We start from the raw sequence: 19,155 nt of genomic DNA, 5'->3' as shown, positions 1-19,155 counted from the left end.
TATAATACTGAAAACAGGAAAGGGTTTTCAAATGAAGCGACAAAAGGTTACATTTGCGGATATTGCAAAACATACAAATTTTTCAAAGACAACCATATCACGATATTTTAATAATCCCGATTCATTAACAGATGCCAGCAAACAAAAGATTGAAAGAGCATTAATTGAACTGGGTTACCAAGAAAATAAACTTGCAAAAGTATTAGCCAAAGGCAAAACGGAGTTCATAGGTATTATCATACCAAATCTATTTCTCCACTTTTATGCGGCCATTTTAGAAGAAATATTAGCTACCTATAAAAAAAATAATTACAAATTCTTAGTTTTCATCGGTGATGACAATATTGAGACCGAACGAGAGTATATCCAAGAATTATTGGCTTATAATATCGAAGGATTGATTGTTTTAAGTCATACCATTACTTCTGAAGAATTAGCCGGTTACAATGTTCCTGTGGTTTCAATTGAGCGCGAATCACAATATATTTCTAGCATTGAAACCGACAACTATCTCGGAGCCATTCAAGCTACAGGTTCTTTAATCAAGAATAACTGTGATATACTTATCCATATTAATGGGAAATTGAAAGAAAATATACCTGCCTATAATCGAGTCAAAGGTTTCGAAACAATGTGTCAGGACAGTGATGTAGAATACAGAATCTTTGCAACTGACCTAGGTAGTTCTTACAATCAGATTCAAACTGAATTACAGCACCATTTTGAGACGATTGAGGCTAACTATCAAGGTAAGCGCAAAGGAATTTTCTTTGCTAACGATACCTATGCCTCTATCTTTGTCAATATCCTATTCCAAAAATATGGTCATTTCCCTGAAGATTATCGTATTGTAGGATTTGATGATTCTCCGATTGCATCGGAAACAATTATTCCATTGACAACTATCAGACAAGATTTAAAGGCTATTTCTCACACAGCTTTAGAAGTTTTGAGCCAACAAATAGAAGAACGAAAGAAAGAAATTATTTCACCTATCCAACATCGCGAGATTGCTCCGAAATTGATTAAGCGCTCCACAACATTTTAAAATAATGGCTACCTAGTAGAACGAAAATATCGTTACTAGGTAACCTTTTTTATTGTTCATTACTTCATTGGATCAAAGAATGCGTTCAATTTTTTCACATATTCTGCTGAATTTGGATTTTTAACCATTTCAACTGTGATATTCCAAAACTCTTCTTCTGATTCCCATTCAGATTGCAACCAAACTACGTGTTTGTCAGTGAAGGCATATTGTGTCACTCCAGCAGTTTCTTCAAACTTGCCTTCAGTGTCTACTCCTTCAACTGAAGTTGGTGAGCCATCTACATCATAGTATTTTTGCATCACTTCTGGACGTGAGAGGTATTCTAATAATTTTTTAGATTCTTCTGGGTGCTCTGTATCAGCAGAAATTGAAAGAGCAAGGTCTGCTGCACCGATGGTATAGTCGCCACCTTCTTTATCACCAGGGAAGGTAAACATACCATATTCAAATTCTGGTTCTTGTTGGTTAACAGCTGTAGCTGCCCATGTACCTTGTGGAAGCATGAGAGCATCTCCTGCCGCAAAAGCTGCCACTGCATCTGCATAGAGCGCGCCAGTTGCACCTTTTTGACCATTATCTTTCAACAGTTCCAAGCGTTCTAAGACAGCTTTTGTTGTAGCGTCATCTTCAATTGCTCCCTTTGCACTGCGGATCAGAATATCTTCAGCACCATCAAATCCACCCGCAACAGTTACCCAAGCTAACTGATGGTAGCCATTCAATGACCAAGCATCTTTCAATGAAAGAGCAAACGGTGCTGCACTGCTATCAGCCTTGATTTTGTCTACCAAAGCTACTAATTCTGCATAGGTAGTTGGAACTTCAAGACCCAATTCTTTGAACTTATCTTTATTATAGTAAATACCATAAGCATTAGCTGTCAAAGGAAGGGTGTAATTTTTTTCATTAACAAGATAAGGCGTTACAGCACCATCTTTTAGATGACCGAGACCTGCATCATCACCAATTTCTAGGAAACGACCATCCGCTGCATATGCTTTGAAGTCCGCATTTTGTGGATAAATATTGATGACATCTGGCGCTTCGTTATTTGCCATACGGGTTTTCAGAACAGTTCCTGGATCTGGTACATTCGAAAATTTAACGTCAATCGTAGGATTTTCTTTTTCAAAATCCTCAATCATTTCTTGCAGAGTCGCTTGCATTTCAGGTTTTTGTGAGAAATATTCAATTTCTACCTTATCGCTATTACTTGCATTCCCACAAGCAACCAAGAAGCTAGCAAAAGCACACACTGATGCACATTTTAAAAATGTTTTCATTTTCATTATAAAATCCTCCTAGATTTTGTTAAAAATATATTGTACACTAAAATAATCTTGTTGAACATGTGGCATTATGAGACCAATGTTCATCAATTCATCTCCGTAGAATGTTTCTCCTAATTGAGGGCATTCATACAAGGCATCTGGGTCTAGCCCCTTCAACCGAACATGAAGCAAAGGCGCTTCTGGCTTGGCAAGAATTTTTATAAATGTAAAGACCGCTTGATTCTTATCTTGACTAACATAATTGGCAGCCCAGGTATTGCTCGTCTTTTTCAGACGGTAGAGCTGACCGAATTGTATAGTTTCACGAATGGAGTGATAGGTTTCGATTTGCTGACTGATTTCATCCAATTCCTTTTCCGAAAGTTTCGTTAAATCTAGCTCGTAACCAAATGCTCCTCCCATCATAGCCACATTGCCTCGTGTAGCAAGAGGTGTGATCCGACCAACCTGATGGTTCGGAACGGCAGAAACGTGTGCGCCAATTGAGGACGGGGGATAAATCAAACTAGTACCTTCTTGAATAGATAAGCGCTCAATCGCATCTGTATCATCACTTGCCCAAGCTTGCGGCATGTAATACATGATTCCCAAATCATTACGACCTCCACCGCCTGCACAGGATTCGAAAAGAATTTCTGGGAACCGCTTGGTAAGGTGGTCTAATACACGGTACAGACCTAGCATGTAACGATGGTGAAACTCAAAACGCTGGTCATTTGCTAAACTTTCAGGGATATTGGTGATATTACGGTTCATATCCCATTTTACATAAGTAATGTTGGCTGATTCTAATATCGAAGAGACGCTATCAATGATGTAGTCACAGACTTCCTGCTTGGTCAAATCCAAAACTAATTGTTCTCGGCTGTAGATTGGTAAGCGTCCTTCTATGTGAATTGCCCAATCAGGATGCTCACGATAAAGATCGCTATTAATAGAAATCATCTCTGGTTCAAACCACAGTCCGAATTTCATGCCAAGCTCATTTATTCGCTCTGCTAAACCATTCAAACCATTTGGCAACTTATCCAAATTGACTTTCCAATCGCCCAATGAACTTTCATCATTGTTTCGTTTACCAAACCAACCATCATCCAGAACAAACAATTCAATACCAGCTCGACTTGCAACCTGAGCTAACTGTAAAATCTTTTCTTCTGTAAATTCAAAATAGGTCGCTTCCCAGTTGTTGATTAAAACAGGTCTTGGTTTGTTTACAAACGATGATCGAATGAGGTGTTTTGTAATAAAGTGATGACTATTTTGTGTCATGCCAGTAAATCCTTTATCAGTATATGATAAGAGAACTTCTGGGGTTTGAAACCGGTCATCCTTATCCATTTGCCATGAGAAATAGTGACTTTCCAATCCTAGTCCCAAACGACAGGTTTCCATGGCTGTCGTTTCGACAAAGGCTGAAAAGTTGCCACTATAGACAAGGTGAGCTGCATATACATCGCCCTTGTCCTCACCTGCATCGGGTGAGGCAAGTGCTAAGAAAGGTGTTCTTGAGTGACTTGAGGCACCTCGAATGCTACCAATCGAATACTGACCTTTTGTCAGTGGGGTCTGTGTCCACTCTTTTTCATAAGCATAACGTCCAGTCAAGCTGTGAACAATGAAATCTTGATGTGGAAAATCTACCGTTGCAGATAAGGCCTTCTCTAGTTTACATGGATATTTGCCAGTTTGAATTGTAGCTGACCGTGCGAGATAGGAGGCTTCTTCAAAAACAGAATACTGAAGTGTTACAGTAACATCTGTCAACTGATCATAAAGATCAATTTCAAGACTCTCTACTTCTTCTTGATTTCCAAAACTTGCTGGTAAACCATTTAACTCTTTTTTTCCTTTATAGGTTCTATACGATTTAAATTTTAAATCTAGGGATGTTCCAAATTCATTTCGAACATCTAATGCAGTAGTCCTAAAATCTCCCATACCACTGCTAGAGTATTCGAGTGGGAGGACATCCAACGAAAATGTCCTATCTCCAGTAATTGGACTAGGAGAAAACGCTCGATCTAAATATGTTATTTTGTTTCCATCACTAAATTTTTCGATTTTTTTCCCAAAATAACGATGAACCAAATCACCAGTTTTTAATACTTGAATGATATAAGAGAATTCTCTTGTTTTCAGGTGAAAAATCTGTTTTATTTCATCAATCTCAATCACATTCATCTCCCTCATTTCTTCTTTATGGTCTTATTGTACAAAATGTAAACGCTTTATTTAATAGCCTTTTGTATTTAAAACATGTTATAATGTTTCCTAGGAGGATTGAAATGAATATTCTAAACATCTATAATGAATTGGATAGTCATAATTTTGACCTAAATGTAGACCATTACGGTGGCGAACAATGTGACAAGGGCTATTCCTTCGGTCCTACTATCCGTGATAATTTTGTCCTGCATTTTATTACAAAAGGAAAAGGGAAAATTCTTGTTGACGGAAAAACAATTTATCTATCAGCAGGTGATTTGTTTATTCTGGCAAAGGATGTTTCCATTTTCTATCAAGCTGACGATATAGATCCGTGGACCTATTTATGGGTTGGTTTTAGTGGTTCACGAGCAAAAGACCTCCTGAATCAAAGTCAACTGCTAGAAAACTACTATCTCCACTCCACTCTAGCGTCCCCAATTCTAGACTATATGCATCAGATTAACCATGTTCAGATGCATCCCATCCCCTCTATCACTGAACTAGTCTTAATTGGCTACCTCAATCAACTCTTGGCTACGCTCATCGAGGAATTTCCAAGTGAAACGCTGATGAAACCCGAAACACAAACCAAATATTATGTTCAGCAGGCCATCAAAATGATACATAGCCACTATGCGCATCCAATTAAGGTCTCTGAAATAGCGGACTATTTGGCCTTGAGCCGAAGTTATCTCTATAAGATTTTTAAGCAGGAAACAGGCTATTCTATCAAAGATTATATTTTACAAGTAAAAATGAATCGTTCTTGTCAACTCTTAGAAGATGCTTCTAGGAGTATCACTGAAATTTCCTATTCTGTCGGCTACCAAGATCCTCTCACCTTCAGTGCGGCCTTTAAAAATTATTTTCACATGAGCCCGACAGAATTTCGAAAAGCACAAAAAAATAAGGATTAGGTGATTTTACTCCACCTAGTCCTTATTTCTTTATCCAAAAACGTTTCTAAGTCGTTGACAGGCCTCTTCAATGACATCAAATGGAGCTGCCGCATTTAGACGCGCATGATGTTTACCCTCTTTACCAAAGCTTAAACCATCGTTCAAAATCAATTTTGCCTGATGTTGCAACAATTCGAACAATTGGTCATGTTCCAGCTGATAGTCAGAAAAATCAAGCCAGATAAGGTAGGTTCCCTGGGGCTTCATGACCTTGATCCGAGTATGGGAAGTCAAATACTCTTCAACATAGTCAATATTTTTTTCTAAAACATTTTTTAACTCTGTCAACCACTCATCTCCATAAGTGAAGGCGGCTTCTGTGGTTAACAAACCAATTGTTGGAACTTCATGCTGATTGTTTGCCAATTGACGCTTAGCAAAAGTCTTGCGGATGCTTGGATTTTCAATAATAGCAAAGCTATTTTTCGTTCCAGCAATGTTAAATGTTTTAGTTGCAGATGATAAGATAATTGAAAAATCTTTGAAATTTTCATCTACCGTATTAAAGGTATCATGTTTGTGACCATATAAAGTCAGATCTTGATGAATTTCATCTGATACAAGAACGACGCCATGTTTCTGACAGAGACGTCCAATAGCTAAGAGTTCTTCCTTGCTCCAAACCCTACCACCTGGATTGTGTGGATTACAGAAAATATAGAGTTTCACTTGATTCTCTACAATGTCCTTTTCAAGCTGGTCAAAATCAATCCTAAAAACACCATCCACTTCTACAAGTGAATTGGTAACAAGCTGGCGATTGTTTAATTTGACAGTCCGTGCAAAGGATGGGTAGACTGGCGTGTTAATTAGGACTGCATCCCCTTCTTCTGTCAAAGATTGAATAGCCACAGTTAAGGCAGGAACAACACCTTCGATGAGCAGGATGGACTCTCTTTCAATCTTGTAGCCATGCTGTCTATCTTCCCAGTCAATAATAGACTGATAAAGGCTGTCGCTAGCATAGGGATAACCAAAAATGTGATGATCTGCATAGTCACGGATTACTTGGCGAATTTCTGGAAGTGGCTCAAAGTCCATATCCGCAATCCATAAAGGTAGGAGTTCCGGATCAGCCTCCACTTTTTTCCATTTTTCAGCATGGTGCGTTAAGCGATTTGGTTTACTAGTAAAATCATATCTGGTCATCTTATCCCTCCAAGGCTACTTCCAAGTCGGCAATCAAATCATCCGCATCCTCAATACCGATAGACAAGCGAAGCAGATCATCTGTCAAACCGTAAGAATGACGGGTTTCCACTGGAATGTCTGCGTGAGTTTGTGTAGCTGGATAAGTAATCAAACTTTCTACCCCACCCAAGCTTTCCGCAAATGTAAAGATTTTCAAGGTATTTAGAATATGTGGAATCTTGCTCTCATCAACCACCTTCAATGAAATCATTCCACCTTTACCTGTGTAATATACTTGCTTGACTGCAGGACTCTTCTTCAAAAAGGCAACAATTTTCTGAGCATTTTGAGTCGCCCGCTCCATTCGAAGCGAAAGAGTTTTCAAACCACGCATGAGTAAATAAGAATCCAGTGGTGAAAGAGTTGGACCAGTTGTGTTTTGATCATAGAAAAGCTTATCATATAGGTCCTGATCATTAGTCATTAAAGCACCAGCCAAGACATCATTATGACCTGACAAATATTTTGTCGCCGAATGTAGAACAACATCCGCACCCAATTCAAGAGGATTTTGATAAATAGGGCTATAAAAAGTGTTATCGACAATCACCTTGGCACCTTTGGCATGGGCGATAGCCGAAACCTTAGCGATGTCAAACTCCACCATCAAGGGATTAGTTGGAGTTTCCAAATAAACATAGTCCGTCTGGTCTGTGATTGCTGCAATCAGCTCCACTTCACTATTCGCATAGGTAAACTGAAATCTGCCTAGACTTTCCTGCTCGTTGAACCAGCGGAATGAGCCACCGTACAAATCACGCGCCGCAACTACCTGGCTTCCAACAGGGAAACCATTAAAAAGCAAGACAAGCGCAGCCATGCCTGAACTCGTCGCAAGGGCATAATCTGCTTTTTCAATCGCTGCCAAGGTCGCTTCCAAACTGGCGCGTGTCGGGTTCTTAGTTCTCGTATAGTCAAAACCGGTCGAGTGACCAAACTCAGGGTGCTGATAAGTGGTCGAAAGGTGAATAGGAGAAATCAAGGCACCTGTTTTCTCATCATTGTTAATACCTGCATGGGCTAAAATCGTATCTATCTTATAATCTGTCATAACGAAATCTCCAATCTAACTTATTAAATAGTCTAGCATGAATAGTCTACTTTTGTTAAAAAAATATCCAAAATGACTTATATAATTTTTTTAACAAATGGTATAAGTAAGAACTATATCAACCTATTTATTATTGGTTTTTGCTTATAAATAATTTACAATAATAGTAAGTTTAGACTATCAGAAGCAGATTTTACAATGTTTAACTCATTCAATCAACAGTATTACAGTATTACAGTATTATAGAAACTTTTATTTTTATCATGCACTTGTTTGGTCAATAGTGACAGTAAAGCAATTTGACCGTAGTCCAATCGGTGTGCTATTGCTCCTATTACTACCAATTCAATATTATAATGCTTTTTTCCGCCCTAGCTATAATCTTGTTAAAAATTGGCAATTAGCTATCTGGTTCGTTTTTTCAACCATTATGGGTTGTTTCTTTATTTTTATTTAGTAAATGAATGAATCCGCAATCACTAGCAAAATCATATTCCTAATTGTTAGATGAGTTGTCTTCCCCCGCACTTGTCAAATTCCTTTCATAAGTTTACAATAGAAGCATGATAACATTTGACCGTATAATTGAAATTTTAAAGACAGATGCAAATTTTCGTTCGATTACAAGGAATGAGCCTACAGATATTGAATTCGACGCTTTGAGTTATGACAGTCGAACCGTAAGTCCAACAACCCTTTTCTTCGCCAAGGGCTTAGCCTTTAAAAAGGAATTTTTAGAAAAAGCAATTGAAAATGGCTTGGCCTACTATGTATCAGAAATAGACTACGAAGTCAGCATTCCAGTCATTCTTGTTAAAGACATCAAACAAGCCATGAGTCTGATTGCAATGGAATTTCACGGTAACCCACAGAACCAGCTCAAACTCCTGGCATTCACAGGCACCAAAGGCAAAACAACCGCAGCTTATTTTGCCTATAATATTCTCAAACAGAGTCATAAACCTGCCATGCTGTCAACTATGAATACAACACTGGATGGGGAGACCTTTTTCAAATCAACACTGACCACACCTGAAAGTCTGGACCTCTTTGCCATGATAGCGGAGGCAGTCAAAAATGGTATGACTCACCTTGTAATGGAAGTCTCTAGCCAAGCCTATCTTGTCAAGCGTGTTTATGGCCTTACTTTTGACGTAGGCGTCTTCCTCAACATTAGTCCTGACCATATCGGTCCCATTGAGCATCCGACCTTTGAAGACTATTTCTATCATAAGCGTCTTTTGATGGACAATAGCAGAGCGGTTATTGTCAACGCTGGAATGGATCATTTTGAAGTCGTGAGAGACCAAGTGATGTCCAAAGACCATGACTTCTATGGCCCGTCTTCTGAGAATGAAATTACCCAGTCAGCAGGATTCGACTTCACAGTGACTGGGAAATTAGCTGGGCACTACGCTATTCAGCTCATTGGTCATTTCAACCAAGAGAATGCCATCGCTGCTGGACTAGCTTGTCTTCGCTTAGGTGCAAGCCTAGAAGATATTCAAACTGGGATTGCCCAGACCAATGTCCCTGGTCGCATGGAAGTCCTGACCCAGCAAAACGGGGCTAAAGTCTTCGTTGACTACGCTCACAATGGCGATAGCGTAAAAAAACTGCTTGATGTCGTCCTCACACATCAATCAGGAAAGGTCATCCTGATTTTAGGCGCCCCAGGTAATAAGGGAGAAAGTCGCCGTAAAGACTTCGGCCTTCTACTTAATGACTATCCACAGGTTGATGTTCTTCTAACAGCTGACGATCCCAATCATGAAGACCCAGCTACTATTGCTGAGCAAATTCGTTCATATATGACACGTCCGAGCACCTTTATCTTGGACCGCGAAGAAGCTATCCGTACCGCGATGGGACAAACCAGTTCATCACAAGATGCTGTTATTATAGCCGGTAAAGGGGCCGATGCCTACCAGATTGTGAACGGTAAAAAAACAACTTATGATGGTGATTTAGAAATCGCCAAAAAATACTTATAGTTTCCACCCTTGTCGTTCGTTGCCGACAAGGGTTTTTTATAACGATTCTTATTAAATTAAAATTTTCAGAAAACTCTTTGTTTTGAAGACTTTTTTTGATATAATACAAGTCATACCGTTTTTTTAACGCGCAATATCAGTCATTTGAATGAGCTTTGAAAGATTGTCACTCTAGTCTTGCCTTACTCTACGAAAGTGACTTGTTTCTCAAGTCTTATTTCCAACCTAGAACAGCCTTTAGGCTGTTCTAGCTACCTGGACATCCGTTCCTTATCTGACAGCTTATTCACTCGACTATACAATCGGAAAGGAGAAATATGTGTCTTCCATTCAAGCAGAAAACATCCAAGTGGCATATGATGATCGAGTGATCATAGAAAAACTATCCACCAGAATTCCCAGTGGAAAAATAACCACTATTATTGGCGCCAACGGTTGTGGAAAGTCCACTTTACTCAAGGCATTGACTCGGATACTTCCACTTCAAGAAGGAGCTATCTATTTAGATGGTCAAGCCATTGCCCAATTACCAACTAAAGAAGTTGCAAAAAAACTTGCCCTACTTCCTCAGGTATTGGAAGCGACAGAAGGGATTTCTGTCTATGAATTGGTCTCTTATGGGCGCTATCCCCATCAAAATGGACTCGGCTATCTCACCGATCAGGATAGGCAGAAGATCAACTGGGCTCTAGAAGCGACCCAAACCGCTCCTTTCGCCAGGTTTCCCGTTGATGATTTATCTGGTGGACAGAGACAACGAGTTTGGATTGCCATGGCTCTTGCCCAAGATACCAATACCATTTTCTTAGATGAGCCAACGACCTATCTTGACCTCAATCATCAATTGGAAGTTTTAGAGCTCTTGAAAGACCTCAACCTGAGCCAACAGAAAACCATTGTGATGGTTCTCCATGATGTTAATTTATCCGCTCGTTTTTCAGACCACATGATTGCCATGAAAGAGGGAAATATTCGCTACAATGGATCCGTGTCCAGTATCATGACTACTGAGATACTGAGTGATATTTTCAACATCGAGCCTCAATTAATACAGGCTCCTGGTCAAGAGTATCCTATTTTACTAACTTACGATTTAAAAAAATAATAAGGAGAAAAAATGAAAAAGTTTTTAGCTATTTTTAGTTTATTTGTTGGGCTGGTTTTCTTAACAGCTTGTTCTACCTCTTCCTCTTCAACAGACGTAGAATTGTCTAGCATGCCTGAAATTGAAGGCATTACCTACTATGGAGATATTCCAAAAAATCCTAAGAAAGTTGTTAACTTTGCCTATTCTTACACAGGCTATCTCCTGCAATTGGGGATCAAGGTTTCCAGTTATAGTCTGGATCTAGAAAAAGACAGCCCTGCATTTGGTGACCAATTAAAAGACCTACCATTATTAACAACAGCAGATACAGAAGCTATCGCTGCTCAAAATCCAGACCTTATCCTTGTTTTTGCTGGTGATGACAACATAGAAACACTAAAAGAAATCGCGCCAGTTATTGAAATCACCTATGGAAAGAGTGATTACCTGAAAATGCTGACGGATGTGGGACAAATTTTCGGAAAAGAAAAAGAGGCTCAAGCTTGGCTTGACCAGTGGGATAAAAAAGTTGCCGCAGCCAAGGAAGAACTCAGTGGAGTTGTAGATACAAGTGCGACATTTACAGTGATGGACTTCTTTGATAAAAATATCTTCCTCTACGGAAACAACTTTGGCCGTGGTGGTGAATTGGTTTACAGAGCGCTTGGTTTCGCTGCTCCTGCTAAAGTCCAAGAAGATGTTATCAATAAAGATGGCTGGTTTGGTATTTCGCAAGAAGCCCTACCAGACTATGTTGGTGACTACCTCCTGGTCAATGTTAATGAAACAACCAAAGACGCGGCATCATCGCTAAAAGAAAGCGACATTTGGAAAAATTTACCAGCTGTGAAAAATGGGCATATCCTTGAGGTAGATTATAACCTCTTCTACTTCTCAGATCCTATGTCACTTGATTTGCAAATAGACGCCTTTGTCTCTGCATTAAAAGAGATTCAGTAAAAGGAATGAACTATGAATAGAGTAATACGTTCTCATTCTTCAAGGAGAGGAACTGGATATCTAGTCCAGCCTCTTCTTATTTTTTTCATCATTAGCCTGCTTTTCCTAATCGGTGCCTATTTGAGTTTACGATTTGGTGCTATTTCTTACAGTCATCAGCAACTCGTAGAAACACTACGCCATCCGATGACAGATTCACCTGTACAGGATGTTGTCATTGATTTACGATTGCCTCGAATGGTGGCTGCCATCTTGGTTGGAGCTGCTATGGCTCAAGCAGGAGCGATGATGCAGGGAATAACGCGAAATGTAATCGCAGATCCTGGCTTATTAGGAATCAATGCTGGAGCAGGCCTCGCCCTCATCCTTGGCTATGCTATTTTTGGTAGCTTGCATTACAGTCAAATTTTAGTGATCTGTTTACTAGGCTCTTGCCTAGCAGCTGGTCTAGTCTTCGGTCTGTCTTATCAAGTGCAAAAAGGCTATAATCAACTCCGTTTGATTTTGTCGGGTGCAATGGTAGCCAGCTTATTTTCCGCAATAGGGCAGGCCATTACCATCTATTTCGATCTATCAACAGCTGTCATCGGTTGGCAAGCAGGGGGGTTAGTACAGGTCAATTGGGAAATGTTAGCTATTATCGGTCCACTTATCATTGTTGGCCTCATCCTTGCCCAACTCTTTTCACATCAGCTGACCATCCTGAGTCTTAACGAGACTGTTGCTAAAAATCTTGGGCAACGAACTGCACTAATGACCATGGTATTGTTGGGTATCGTCCTTTTGCTCTCAGCTGCTGCAGTGGCACTGGTAGGTTCCCTCTCATTTGTTGGGCTCATCATTCCACATTTTATCCGCATGTTTACAGGAAAAAATTACAAAATGCTCTTACCTTTAACAGCTTTTGCTGGAGCTAGTTTCCTGATCTGGGTAGACTTGGTTTGTCGTTCAATCAACCCACCTGCTGAAACACCTATTAGTGCAGTAATCAGTATCATCGGCTTACCTTGTTTCCTATGGTTGATTCGAAAGGAGAAACACCTTTGATAAGACGTCATAACTATCTTAAGATTTTTTCATTCCTCTTCATCCTCCTTTCTGCTGGTTTTCTCATCTCCTTATCAATAGGATACGCCAACTCATCCTTTTCAGATGTGATGGATGTCGTCAGTGGACGAGCCAGCTCCTCAACTCTCCTTATCATTGGTAGAATTCGTTTACCGAGAATATTTGCCTCAATGATTGGAGGGGCTTCCCTCGCTTTAGCTGGACTCTTGTTGCAAACATTAACTCGAAATCCTCTGGCTGATTCTGGCATATTGGGAATTAATGCTGGAGCTGGTCTTGTTGTAGCACTCTTTGTTGGCCTTTCATCAACAATCAGCTCAACCTTATTAGATACATTGCCACTATTTGCCATGATAGGAGGCGGATTAACTATTTTTCTCGTTTACTGGATTGCTCGCAAGAAACTATATGGTATCCATCCAACCCGCTTGATTATCACTGGGGTCGGTATCTCAAGCATGTTATCTGGCATCATGGTCAGTCTAATTAGTCGCTTGGATGATTTCAAAATGGAATACATCGTCCAGTGGCTCAGCGGTCGAGTAAATGGTGGAGATTGGAAGACTATCGCCATCTATACTCCACTTCTTCTCATAGTTTGGCTAGTAACATACAGTCGCTGTCGTTCCCTCAATATTATGAATCTCAATGACCAGACAGCCATGGCTTTGGGACTCCACTTACAACGCGAAAGAAGGATCGTCTTGATATTGGCTACTGCTCTTGCTTCCCTCAGTGTCATTTTGGTGGGAAATATTACTTTTGTTGGCCTCATCGCTGGTCATATCGTACGAAAGTGGTTGGGAAATGATCATCGAATCATCATACCTGCTAGCATGATTGTCGGGAGTCTCATACTTCTCATTGCTGATACAATTGGCCGTGTACTACTTGTTGGAACTGGCATTCCAACTGGTATCATCGTTTCCCTTATCGGCGCTCCCTATTTTCTGTGGTTACTAAAACAAGAAGGCTAGATGAATCCAGCCTTCTTGTTATTTTTCTAGGTAAAGTTCAATATCCTCTTTAAGTTTTAATGGACTAGTCGTTGGTAAATACCGTTTGACCACGCGCCCTTGTCTATCGACCAAAAACTTTGTAAAATTCCACTCAATTCGACCGCCAAATAAGGTAGATTTTTCTTTCTTGAGATAGCGATATAGTGGACTGGCTTCAGCTCCATTTACAGCAATTTTTGCAAAACGAGGAAAAGTTGTACCATAATTCAAACTGCAGGTCTGATTGATTTCTTCATTAGAACCGGGAGCCTGATTTAAAAATTGATTACATGGAAAGTCTAGCACGACAAAACCTTGGTCTTTATAAGTATCATATAACTCTTGTAATTCTTCATATTGAGGTGCCAACCCACAACCTGGCGCCGTATTGACTACTAAAAGAACCTGACCCTGAAAATCTTGCATGGACTGGTCTGTGCCATCTTGTTTTTGAACTGTAATATCGTAAATGCTCATTCTCATTTCCTCCCTTCATCAAAATAAGTTAACAAATGTTCCATTTCATTTGGACTGAGTTGTCTGTACGCACCTCGTTCCAAATCCCCGAGCTCAAATCCTCCAAAAGAGATGCGTTTAAGATAGGTGACCTTGAGACCATAGGCTAAAAACATCTTCTTAACCTGGTGAAATTTGCCTTCAGCCAGCTTGATGATCGCTCTGCTATGGTCCAAAGAAGCTGCCAATATCGTCAATTCCGCTGGCTGACAACGTGTTCCGTCCAAGAATGCAATGCCTGATGCAAAAAATGCTGGCGCATCATCTGCCAAAAATCCATTTACCTCAACATGATAAATCTTGTCCACATGATGGCTGGGATGGAGCATCCGGTAGCCGAGCGGACCATTATTGGTGATAAGGACTAGTCCTTCCGTATCACGGTCTAAACGACCAACGGGATAGAGCCCTTCCCTACTATCTTGTGGAGAAATCAAGTCGATGACAGTTTGGTGTTCTTTATCCCTCACAGCTGAAACGACTCCTGCTGGTTTGTGAAGTAAATAATAGGCAGAACCTTCTAATGCAACTTTTTTACCAGAGACATGAATAGTTTGCAACTCTGGGTCAACAATCTGGCTTAGGCTTTGAGCGGGTTGACCATCGATGACAATCTGTTGGGACTTAAATAATTTTTTCACCTGCTTACGGGAGCCAATCCGAGCCGCCTCCATACACTTGTCCAATCTCATGAGACTATTTTACCATAAATCATTTTGCTTGACTCTTTTTAAAAAAGCTTTATAATACTAGTTAGTGATATATTTTTTTACATAGGAAATCCTCTTTTAATAGGCGGATTTCCTGCTTTTGCATTCAGGAGGATGTTATGGGACTTTTAGTTGAAGGAAAATGGGTAGACCAATGGTATGATACCAAATCAACAGGTGGGAAGTTTGTTCGTACAGTGACACAATTCCGTAATTGGATTACACCTGATGGACATGCAGGGCCTACAGGACATGGGGGTTTTAAAGCTGAATCAGGACGCTATCACCTCTACATCTCTCTTGCCTGCCCTTGGGCCAGTCGGACATTGATCATGCGAAAATTGAAAGGCTTGGAAAATCACATTTCCATTTCTATCGTCCACCCCCTCATGTTGGAAAATGGTTGGACCTTCTCTGACGGACCTGGTGTCATTAAGGACTCCCTTTTTAACAGTGACTATCTCTATCAAGTTTACCTGAAAGCTGATCCAAATTATTCTGGTCGTGTTACTGTTCCAGTTCTTTGGGATAAGCAAACGAACACGATTGTCAATAACGAGTCCGCTGAAATCATGCACATGTTCAACACTGCATTCAATAACATTACAGGCAACTATGATGACTACTATCCAGAACACCTGCAATCTGAAATCGATGCCATGAATGACTTTGTCTATCCAAATATCAACAATGGGGTGTATAAGGTAGGTTTTTCAACAAATCAAGCTGTCTACGAAAAAGAGGTAACAAAGCTCTTTGCTGCATTGGATAAATTAGAAGAACAGTTGGCAAATCAGCAATTTCTAGTAGGAAACCAATTAACCGAAGCAGATATTCGTCTCTTCACGACCTTGGTTCGTTTTGATGCTGTCTATTTTGGGCACTTCAAATGTAATATAAAGGCCTTAGTCGACTATCCAAACCTATGGGATTATACAAAACGTCTCTACAATCATGCTGGAATTGCTAAAACTGTGGATTTCGACCATATCAAGCAACATTATTATGGTAGTCATAAAACCATAAACCCAACTGGAATTGTGCCAGTCGGACCAGACTTGGACTGGAAACTCTAAAACAAGGAACAAGTACATAATACTAAGAATGCTTAAATGTTCAGGAAAAAAAGCATTTGAAGACACCCACGATGGCCACCTATGGGTGTTTTTTTGCTTGCTTAAGGCAAGCAATCTATAATCCTGTCACGTTGTTTATTTGAGTACATTTAAATGAACCTAATGATATTCTCACATTCGACTACGCATACTTTACTGCTGCCCGTACCTCGGTTCCTTGTCTGAAGGCTGGTGCCTTTGACAATACAAAGCAAAGAAATAATAATTATTAAATAGCATCCATTCCTATTCTAATTATGGGGAGAAAATCAAAAGACCACAATAGGCATTTCTATTGGATAGAACGACCCCTTGTGGTTTTTTCTGTTATCCTAATTTACTCGCAGCTGCTTGGTCAATAATCAATACTACATCGTTATGTTTTTGGAGGATACTTGCTGGAACTTCTTCCGTAACTTCTCCTTCTACCATAGCTTTAATTGCATCTGCCTTTTCTTTCCCATAAGCCATGAGGACAATGGTCTTGGCTGCCATAATATTGGCAATCCCCATTGAAATGGCTTGTTTTGGAACATCTTCTGGATGAGCAAAGAAACGAGCATTGGCTTCAATGGTTGATGGTGCCAAATCAACCACACGAGTAACAGCATCAAATGACGCTCCTGGTTCATTAAAACCGATATGACCGTTGCGGCCAATTCCTAAAATTTGGAAATCTACCGGATGGTCTGCCAAAATCTGATTGTAACGGGCAATTTCCTCGGTCAAGTCGCTTGCCAAGCCATTTGGTATAAATGATTGTTTGAATGGTTTAGCATTGAAAAGATTCTCTTTCATAAAGTGAACATAGGATTGGTCACTATCTTCACCCAATCCCACGTACTCATCCAGATTGACAGAAGTCACATCAGAAAAGTCCAAATCTGATTCGCGAAGGACCGAATAAAATTCCAATGGGCTAGAACCCGTTGCCAAACCAAGCACTTTTGCACCATTTGCCAACTTTTCTCTCAACAAATCTACAGCCAGTACCGCACCATCAACTTGATTGTTTACAACATGAATTTTCATATGATTCACCTCTTGCCTATTTCTTAAGTATATTATATGGTATATACCAATTTTTGTCAATTGATATATACCAATCTTCATCGATCCACACCACGTTTGATTGAAATTATGATATAATGGAGGCATGACATTAGAATTATTGATCTTATTTTTTACAGGAATTGCTCTCTGCCTCCTTGGTTATCTGATCCCTCACCCCAAAAGTCTAAGAGTGATAATGATGCTACTGGGAGTACTATTAATGGTTCTACCAATAGCACTTTTGATCTATCTAATCACCATCATCGTTTAGAAACAAGGAGAGTCTATGAATACTGCAGATTTTGATTTTGATTTACCAGAAGAACTTATTGCCCAAGTACCGCTTGAGAAGCGTGACAGCTCAAAACTTCTCATTCTCGACCGCGAGAAGCACAGTATGGTTGATAGCCGTTTTGACCATATTATTGACCAGCTTCACCCAGGTGATGCCCTTGTGATGAACAACACGCGCGTTCTGCCTGCCCGCCTCTACGGCTACAAGCCCGAAACAAACGGACATGTTGAACTTTTACTTTTGAAAAATACCCAAGGTGATCAGTGGGAGGTTCTTGCAAAACCAGCGAAGCGCTTGAAAGTCGGTACGACTGTTGCCTTTGGAGATGGACGTTTGACAGCTACCATTGTAGAGGAATTGGAACACGGAGGCCGAATCGTTGAGTTCACTTACGATGGAATCTTCTTAGAAGTCTTAGAAAGCCTCGGTGAAATGCCACTCCCTCCATATATTCATGAAAAATTAGAAGACCGCGAGCGATACCAGACTGTTTATGCCAAAGAAAATGGTTCTGCCGCAGCTCCAACTGCCGGCCTCCATTTTACCCAGGAACTACTTGAAAAAATTGAAGCCAAAGGTGTGAAATTAGTCTATTTGACACTTCATGTTGGTCTTGGAACCTTCCGCCCAGTCTCTGTCGAAAACGTTGATGAGCATGAGATGCATTCAGAATTTTACAACCTAACCGCTGAAGCCGCTCAAACACTCAATCAAATCAAAGAAAATGGTGGACGTATCGTTGCAGTTGGAACCACTTCTATTCGCACGCTGGAAACCATTGGAAACAAATTTGATGGGCGTTTAGAAGCAGATTCTGGCTGGACAAATATTTTCATCAAACCAGGATATACCTTCCGAATTGTCGATGCCTTTTCAACTAATTTCCATCTTCCAAAATCCACTTTGGTTATGCTTGTTTCAGCTTTTGCAGGTAGAGAATTTACCTTAGAAGCTTATAAACATGCCGTTGAAGAACGTTACCGCTTCTTTAGCTTTGGAGATGCCATGTTTATCCAATAAAACTTTTTAATTGAGGTCACCCCCATGAATAAGATTGAAAGTCGCCATAAATTAATCCTTTCCTTAATAAAAGAAAAAAACTTCACACGCAACAAGAACTATAAGAATTGCTGGAATTAAACGGTGTCATCGTTACCCAATCAACCTTGTCTCGTGATATCAAATTATTAAATTTAGTAAAGGTCAATGAAGATGCCTCTTCTTATTACATGGTCAACCCGTTGGGAAAAACGCCTCCGGCTGTATATGGAAGATGCTCTCATTATACTCAAACCAGTATAGCACCAAGTTGTATTAAAAACACTTCCAGGACTGGCCAGCACCTTCGGCTCAATTCTTGATGACATGGAAATTCCCGAGATTGTCGCTACGCTTTGTGGCGATGATGTCTGTCTCATTATTTGCCAGGATAATCAGGCAACTCAAACTTGTTATGACTACCTCACCCAATTTACCCCACCATTCTTTTCATCAAAGGAATAAGAAAAAAATATCCTAGGTAACATGTGATATACTCCCCTTATAGTGGACAGTGAAAAAATAAAAATTTTCACTAGAAACTATAAGGGGAGTTTTATTATGTC

At 40.0% G+C, this 19,155-nt stretch carries 16 protein-coding genes and 1 pseudogene; 10 read left to right on the top strand and 7 right to left on the bottom strand.

What is annotated here, in order from left to right; genetic code table 11:
• Positions 1–31 precede the first annotated feature (31 nt).
• Positions 32–1,048 (top strand): LacI family DNA-binding transcriptional regulator, encoded by a 1,017-nt coding sequence (locus tag ACPC57_RS07490; protein WP_434066632.1) that lies wholly within the window; start codon positions 32–34, stop codon positions 1,046–1,048.
• Between the two features lie 59 nt (positions 1,049–1,107).
• Here ACPC57_RS07490 and ACPC57_RS07485 read toward each other — a convergent pair whose 3' ends face one another.
• Together ACPC57_RS07485 and ACPC57_RS07480 are read right to left on the bottom strand one after the other, a co-directional pair.
• A complete protein-coding gene (locus ACPC57_RS07485; protein ID WP_434066631.1) occupies positions 1,108–2,340 on the bottom strand; it encodes an extracellular solute-binding protein in 1,233 nt (410 codons plus the stop codon).
• 12 nt (positions 2,341–2,352) lie between these two features.
• A complete protein-coding gene (locus ACPC57_RS07480) occupies positions 2,353–4,527 on the bottom strand; it encodes an alpha-galactosidase (protein ID WP_434066630.1) in 2,175 nt (724 codons plus the stop codon).
• A 104-nt stretch (positions 4,528–4,631) separates the two neighbouring features.
• Here ACPC57_RS07480 and ACPC57_RS07475 point away from each other — a divergent pair, with 104 nt between their 5' ends.
• On the top strand, positions 4,632–5,471 hold the full coding sequence (locus tag ACPC57_RS07475) for an AraC family transcriptional regulator (protein ID WP_434066629.1): 840 nt from the start codon (positions 4,632–4,634) through the stop codon (positions 5,469–5,471).
• 30 nt (positions 5,472–5,501) lie between these two features.
• On the opposite strand, the gene ACPC57_RS07470 is transcribed toward ACPC57_RS07475, so the two are convergent.
• Together ACPC57_RS07470 and ACPC57_RS07465 are read right to left on the bottom strand one after the other, a co-directional pair.
• A complete protein-coding gene (locus ACPC57_RS07470; protein WP_434066628.1) occupies positions 5,502–6,662 on the bottom strand; it encodes a MalY/PatB family protein in 1,161 nt (386 codons plus the stop codon).
• Between the two features lies 1 nt (position 6,663).
• Positions 6,664–7,755 carry a cystathionine gamma-synthase gene (locus tag ACPC57_RS07465; protein WP_274504113.1) on the bottom strand — a complete coding sequence of 364 codons (1,092 nt, stop codon included), beginning with the start codon at positions 7,753–7,755 and terminating at the stop codon, positions 6,664–6,666.
• A 563-nt stretch (positions 7,756–8,318) separates the two neighbouring features.
• Between ACPC57_RS07465 and ACPC57_RS07460 the strand changes: the two genes are divergently transcribed.
• The 5 genes from ACPC57_RS07460 (at position 8,319) to ACPC57_RS07440 (ending at position 13,841) form a co-directional block, all read left to right on the top strand.
• Positions 8,319–9,749: a UDP-N-acetylmuramoyl-L-alanyl-D-glutamate--L-lysine ligase gene (locus ACPC57_RS07460; RefSeq protein WP_434066627.1), complete on the top strand. Its 1,431-nt coding sequence runs from the start codon at positions 8,319–8,321 to the stop codon at positions 9,747–9,749.
• Between the two features lie 319 nt (positions 9,750–10,068).
• Positions 10,069–10,854, top strand: coding sequence for an ABC transporter ATP-binding protein (locus tag ACPC57_RS07455; RefSeq protein WP_277837093.1), 786 nt, complete (start codon positions 10,069–10,071; stop codon positions 10,852–10,854).
• 12 nt (positions 10,855–10,866) lie between these two features.
• Positions 10,867–11,796, top strand: coding sequence for an ABC transporter substrate-binding protein (locus ACPC57_RS07450; RefSeq protein WP_313168049.1), 930 nt, complete (start codon positions 10,867–10,869; stop codon positions 11,794–11,796).
• 12 nt (positions 11,797–11,808) lie between these two features.
• Positions 11,809–12,843: a FecCD family ABC transporter permease gene (locus ACPC57_RS07445; protein WP_434066626.1), complete on the top strand. Its 1,035-nt coding sequence runs from the start codon at positions 11,809–11,811 to the stop codon at positions 12,841–12,843.
• Positions 12,840–13,841 carry a FecCD family ABC transporter permease gene (locus ACPC57_RS07440; RefSeq protein WP_434066625.1) on the top strand — a complete coding sequence of 334 codons (1,002 nt, stop codon included), beginning with the start codon at positions 12,840–12,842 and terminating at the stop codon, positions 13,839–13,841. The genes ACPC57_RS07445 and ACPC57_RS07440 overlap by 4 nt, the downstream gene beginning before the upstream one ends.
• Positions 13,842–13,859: 18 nt before the next feature.
• Here ACPC57_RS07440 and ACPC57_RS07435 read toward each other — a convergent pair whose 3' ends face one another.
• Together ACPC57_RS07435 and ACPC57_RS07430 are read right to left on the bottom strand one after the other, a co-directional pair.
• Positions 13,860–14,339 carry a glutathione peroxidase gene (locus ACPC57_RS07435; RefSeq protein ID WP_434066624.1) on the bottom strand — a complete coding sequence of 160 codons (480 nt, stop codon included), beginning with the start codon at positions 14,337–14,339 and terminating at the stop codon, positions 13,860–13,862.
• 2 nt (positions 14,340–14,341) lie between these two features.
• A complete protein-coding gene (locus ACPC57_RS07430) occupies positions 14,342–15,070 on the bottom strand; it encodes a pseudouridine synthase (protein ID WP_434066623.1) in 729 nt (242 codons plus the stop codon).
• 137 nt (positions 15,071–15,207) lie between these two features.
• Between ACPC57_RS07430 and ACPC57_RS07425 the strand changes: the two genes are divergently transcribed.
• Positions 15,208–16,164 (top strand): glutathione S-transferase family protein, encoded by a 957-nt coding sequence (locus ACPC57_RS07425; RefSeq protein ID WP_434066622.1) that lies wholly within the window; start codon positions 15,208–15,210, stop codon positions 16,162–16,164.
• Positions 16,165–16,530: 366 nt separating this feature from the next.
• On the opposite strand, the gene ACPC57_RS07420 is transcribed toward ACPC57_RS07425, so the two are convergent.
• Positions 16,531–17,235 (bottom strand): glucosamine-6-phosphate deaminase, encoded by a 705-nt coding sequence (locus ACPC57_RS07420; RefSeq protein ID WP_130555140.1) that lies wholly within the window; start codon positions 17,233–17,235, stop codon positions 16,531–16,533.
• A gap of 307 nt (positions 17,236–17,542) precedes the next feature.
• Here ACPC57_RS07420 and queA point away from each other — a divergent pair, with 307 nt between their 5' ends.
• A complete protein-coding gene (queA, locus tag ACPC57_RS07415; protein ID WP_130555139.1) occupies positions 17,543–18,571 on the top strand; it encodes a tRNA preQ1(34) S-adenosylmethionine ribosyltransferase-isomerase QueA in 1,029 nt (342 codons plus the stop codon).
• A 24-nt stretch (positions 18,572–18,595) separates the two neighbouring features.
• Positions 18,596–19,054: pseudogene (locus ACPC57_RS07410) on the top strand (arginine repressor).
• The last annotated feature ends 101 nt before the right edge of the window (positions 19,055–19,155 follow it).

Source organism: Streptococcus sp. VTCC 12886, from assembly GCF_049893425.1.
GTDB classification, from domain to species: Bacteria; Bacillota; Bacilli; order Lactobacillales; family Streptococcaceae; genus Streptococcus; species Streptococcus suis_AA.
This window is presented reverse-complemented; position numbering and strand designations above follow the sequence as displayed.

Excerpts from the sequence above, each read along its gene's own strand:
- ACPC57_RS07435 (WP_434066624.1), bottom strand. The coding sequence starts at position 14,339 with ATGAGCATTTACGATATTACAGTTCAAAAACAAGATGGCACAGACCAG.
- ACPC57_RS07420 (WP_130555140.1), bottom strand. The coding sequence starts at position 17,235 with ATGAAAATTCATGTTGTAAACAATCAAGTTGATGGTGCGGTACTGGCT.
- ACPC57_RS07465 (WP_274504113.1), bottom strand. The coding sequence starts at position 7,755 with ATGACAGATTATAAGATAGATACGATTTTAGCCCATGCAGGTATTAAC.
- ACPC57_RS07470 (WP_434066628.1), bottom strand. The coding sequence starts at position 6,662 with ATGACCAGATATGATTTTACTAGTAAACCAAATCGCTTAACGCACCAT.
- ACPC57_RS07425 (WP_434066622.1), top strand. The coding sequence starts at position 15,208 with ATGGGACTTTTAGTTGAAGGAAAATGGGTAGACCAATGGTATGATACC.
- ACPC57_RS07475 (WP_434066629.1), top strand. The coding sequence starts at position 4,632 with ATGAATATTCTAAACATCTATAATGAATTGGATAGTCATAATTTTGAC.
- ACPC57_RS07485 (WP_434066631.1), bottom strand. The coding sequence starts at position 2,340 with ATGAAAATGAAAACATTTTTAAAATGTGCATCAGTGTGTGCTTTTGCT.
- ACPC57_RS07490 (WP_434066632.1), top strand. The coding sequence starts at position 32 with ATGAAGCGACAAAAGGTTACATTTGCGGATATTGCAAAACATACAAAT.
- ACPC57_RS07430 (WP_434066623.1), bottom strand. The coding sequence starts at position 15,070 with ATGAGATTGGACAAGTGTATGGAGGCGGCTCGGATTGGCTCCCGTAAG.
- ACPC57_RS07460 (WP_434066627.1), top strand. The coding sequence starts at position 8,319 with ATGATAACATTTGACCGTATAATTGAAATTTTAAAGACAGATGCAAAT.
- ACPC57_RS07480 (WP_434066630.1), bottom strand. The coding sequence starts at position 4,527 with ATGAATGTGATTGAGATTGATGAAATAAAACAGATTTTTCACCTGAAA.
- ACPC57_RS07450 (WP_313168049.1), top strand. The coding sequence starts at position 10,867 with ATGAAAAAGTTTTTAGCTATTTTTAGTTTATTTGTTGGGCTGGTTTTC.
- queA (WP_130555139.1), top strand. The coding sequence starts at position 17,543 with ATGAATACTGCAGATTTTGATTTTGATTTACCAGAAGAACTTATTGCC.
- ACPC57_RS07445 (WP_434066626.1), top strand. The coding sequence starts at position 11,809 with ATGAATAGAGTAATACGTTCTCATTCTTCAAGGAGAGGAACTGGATAT.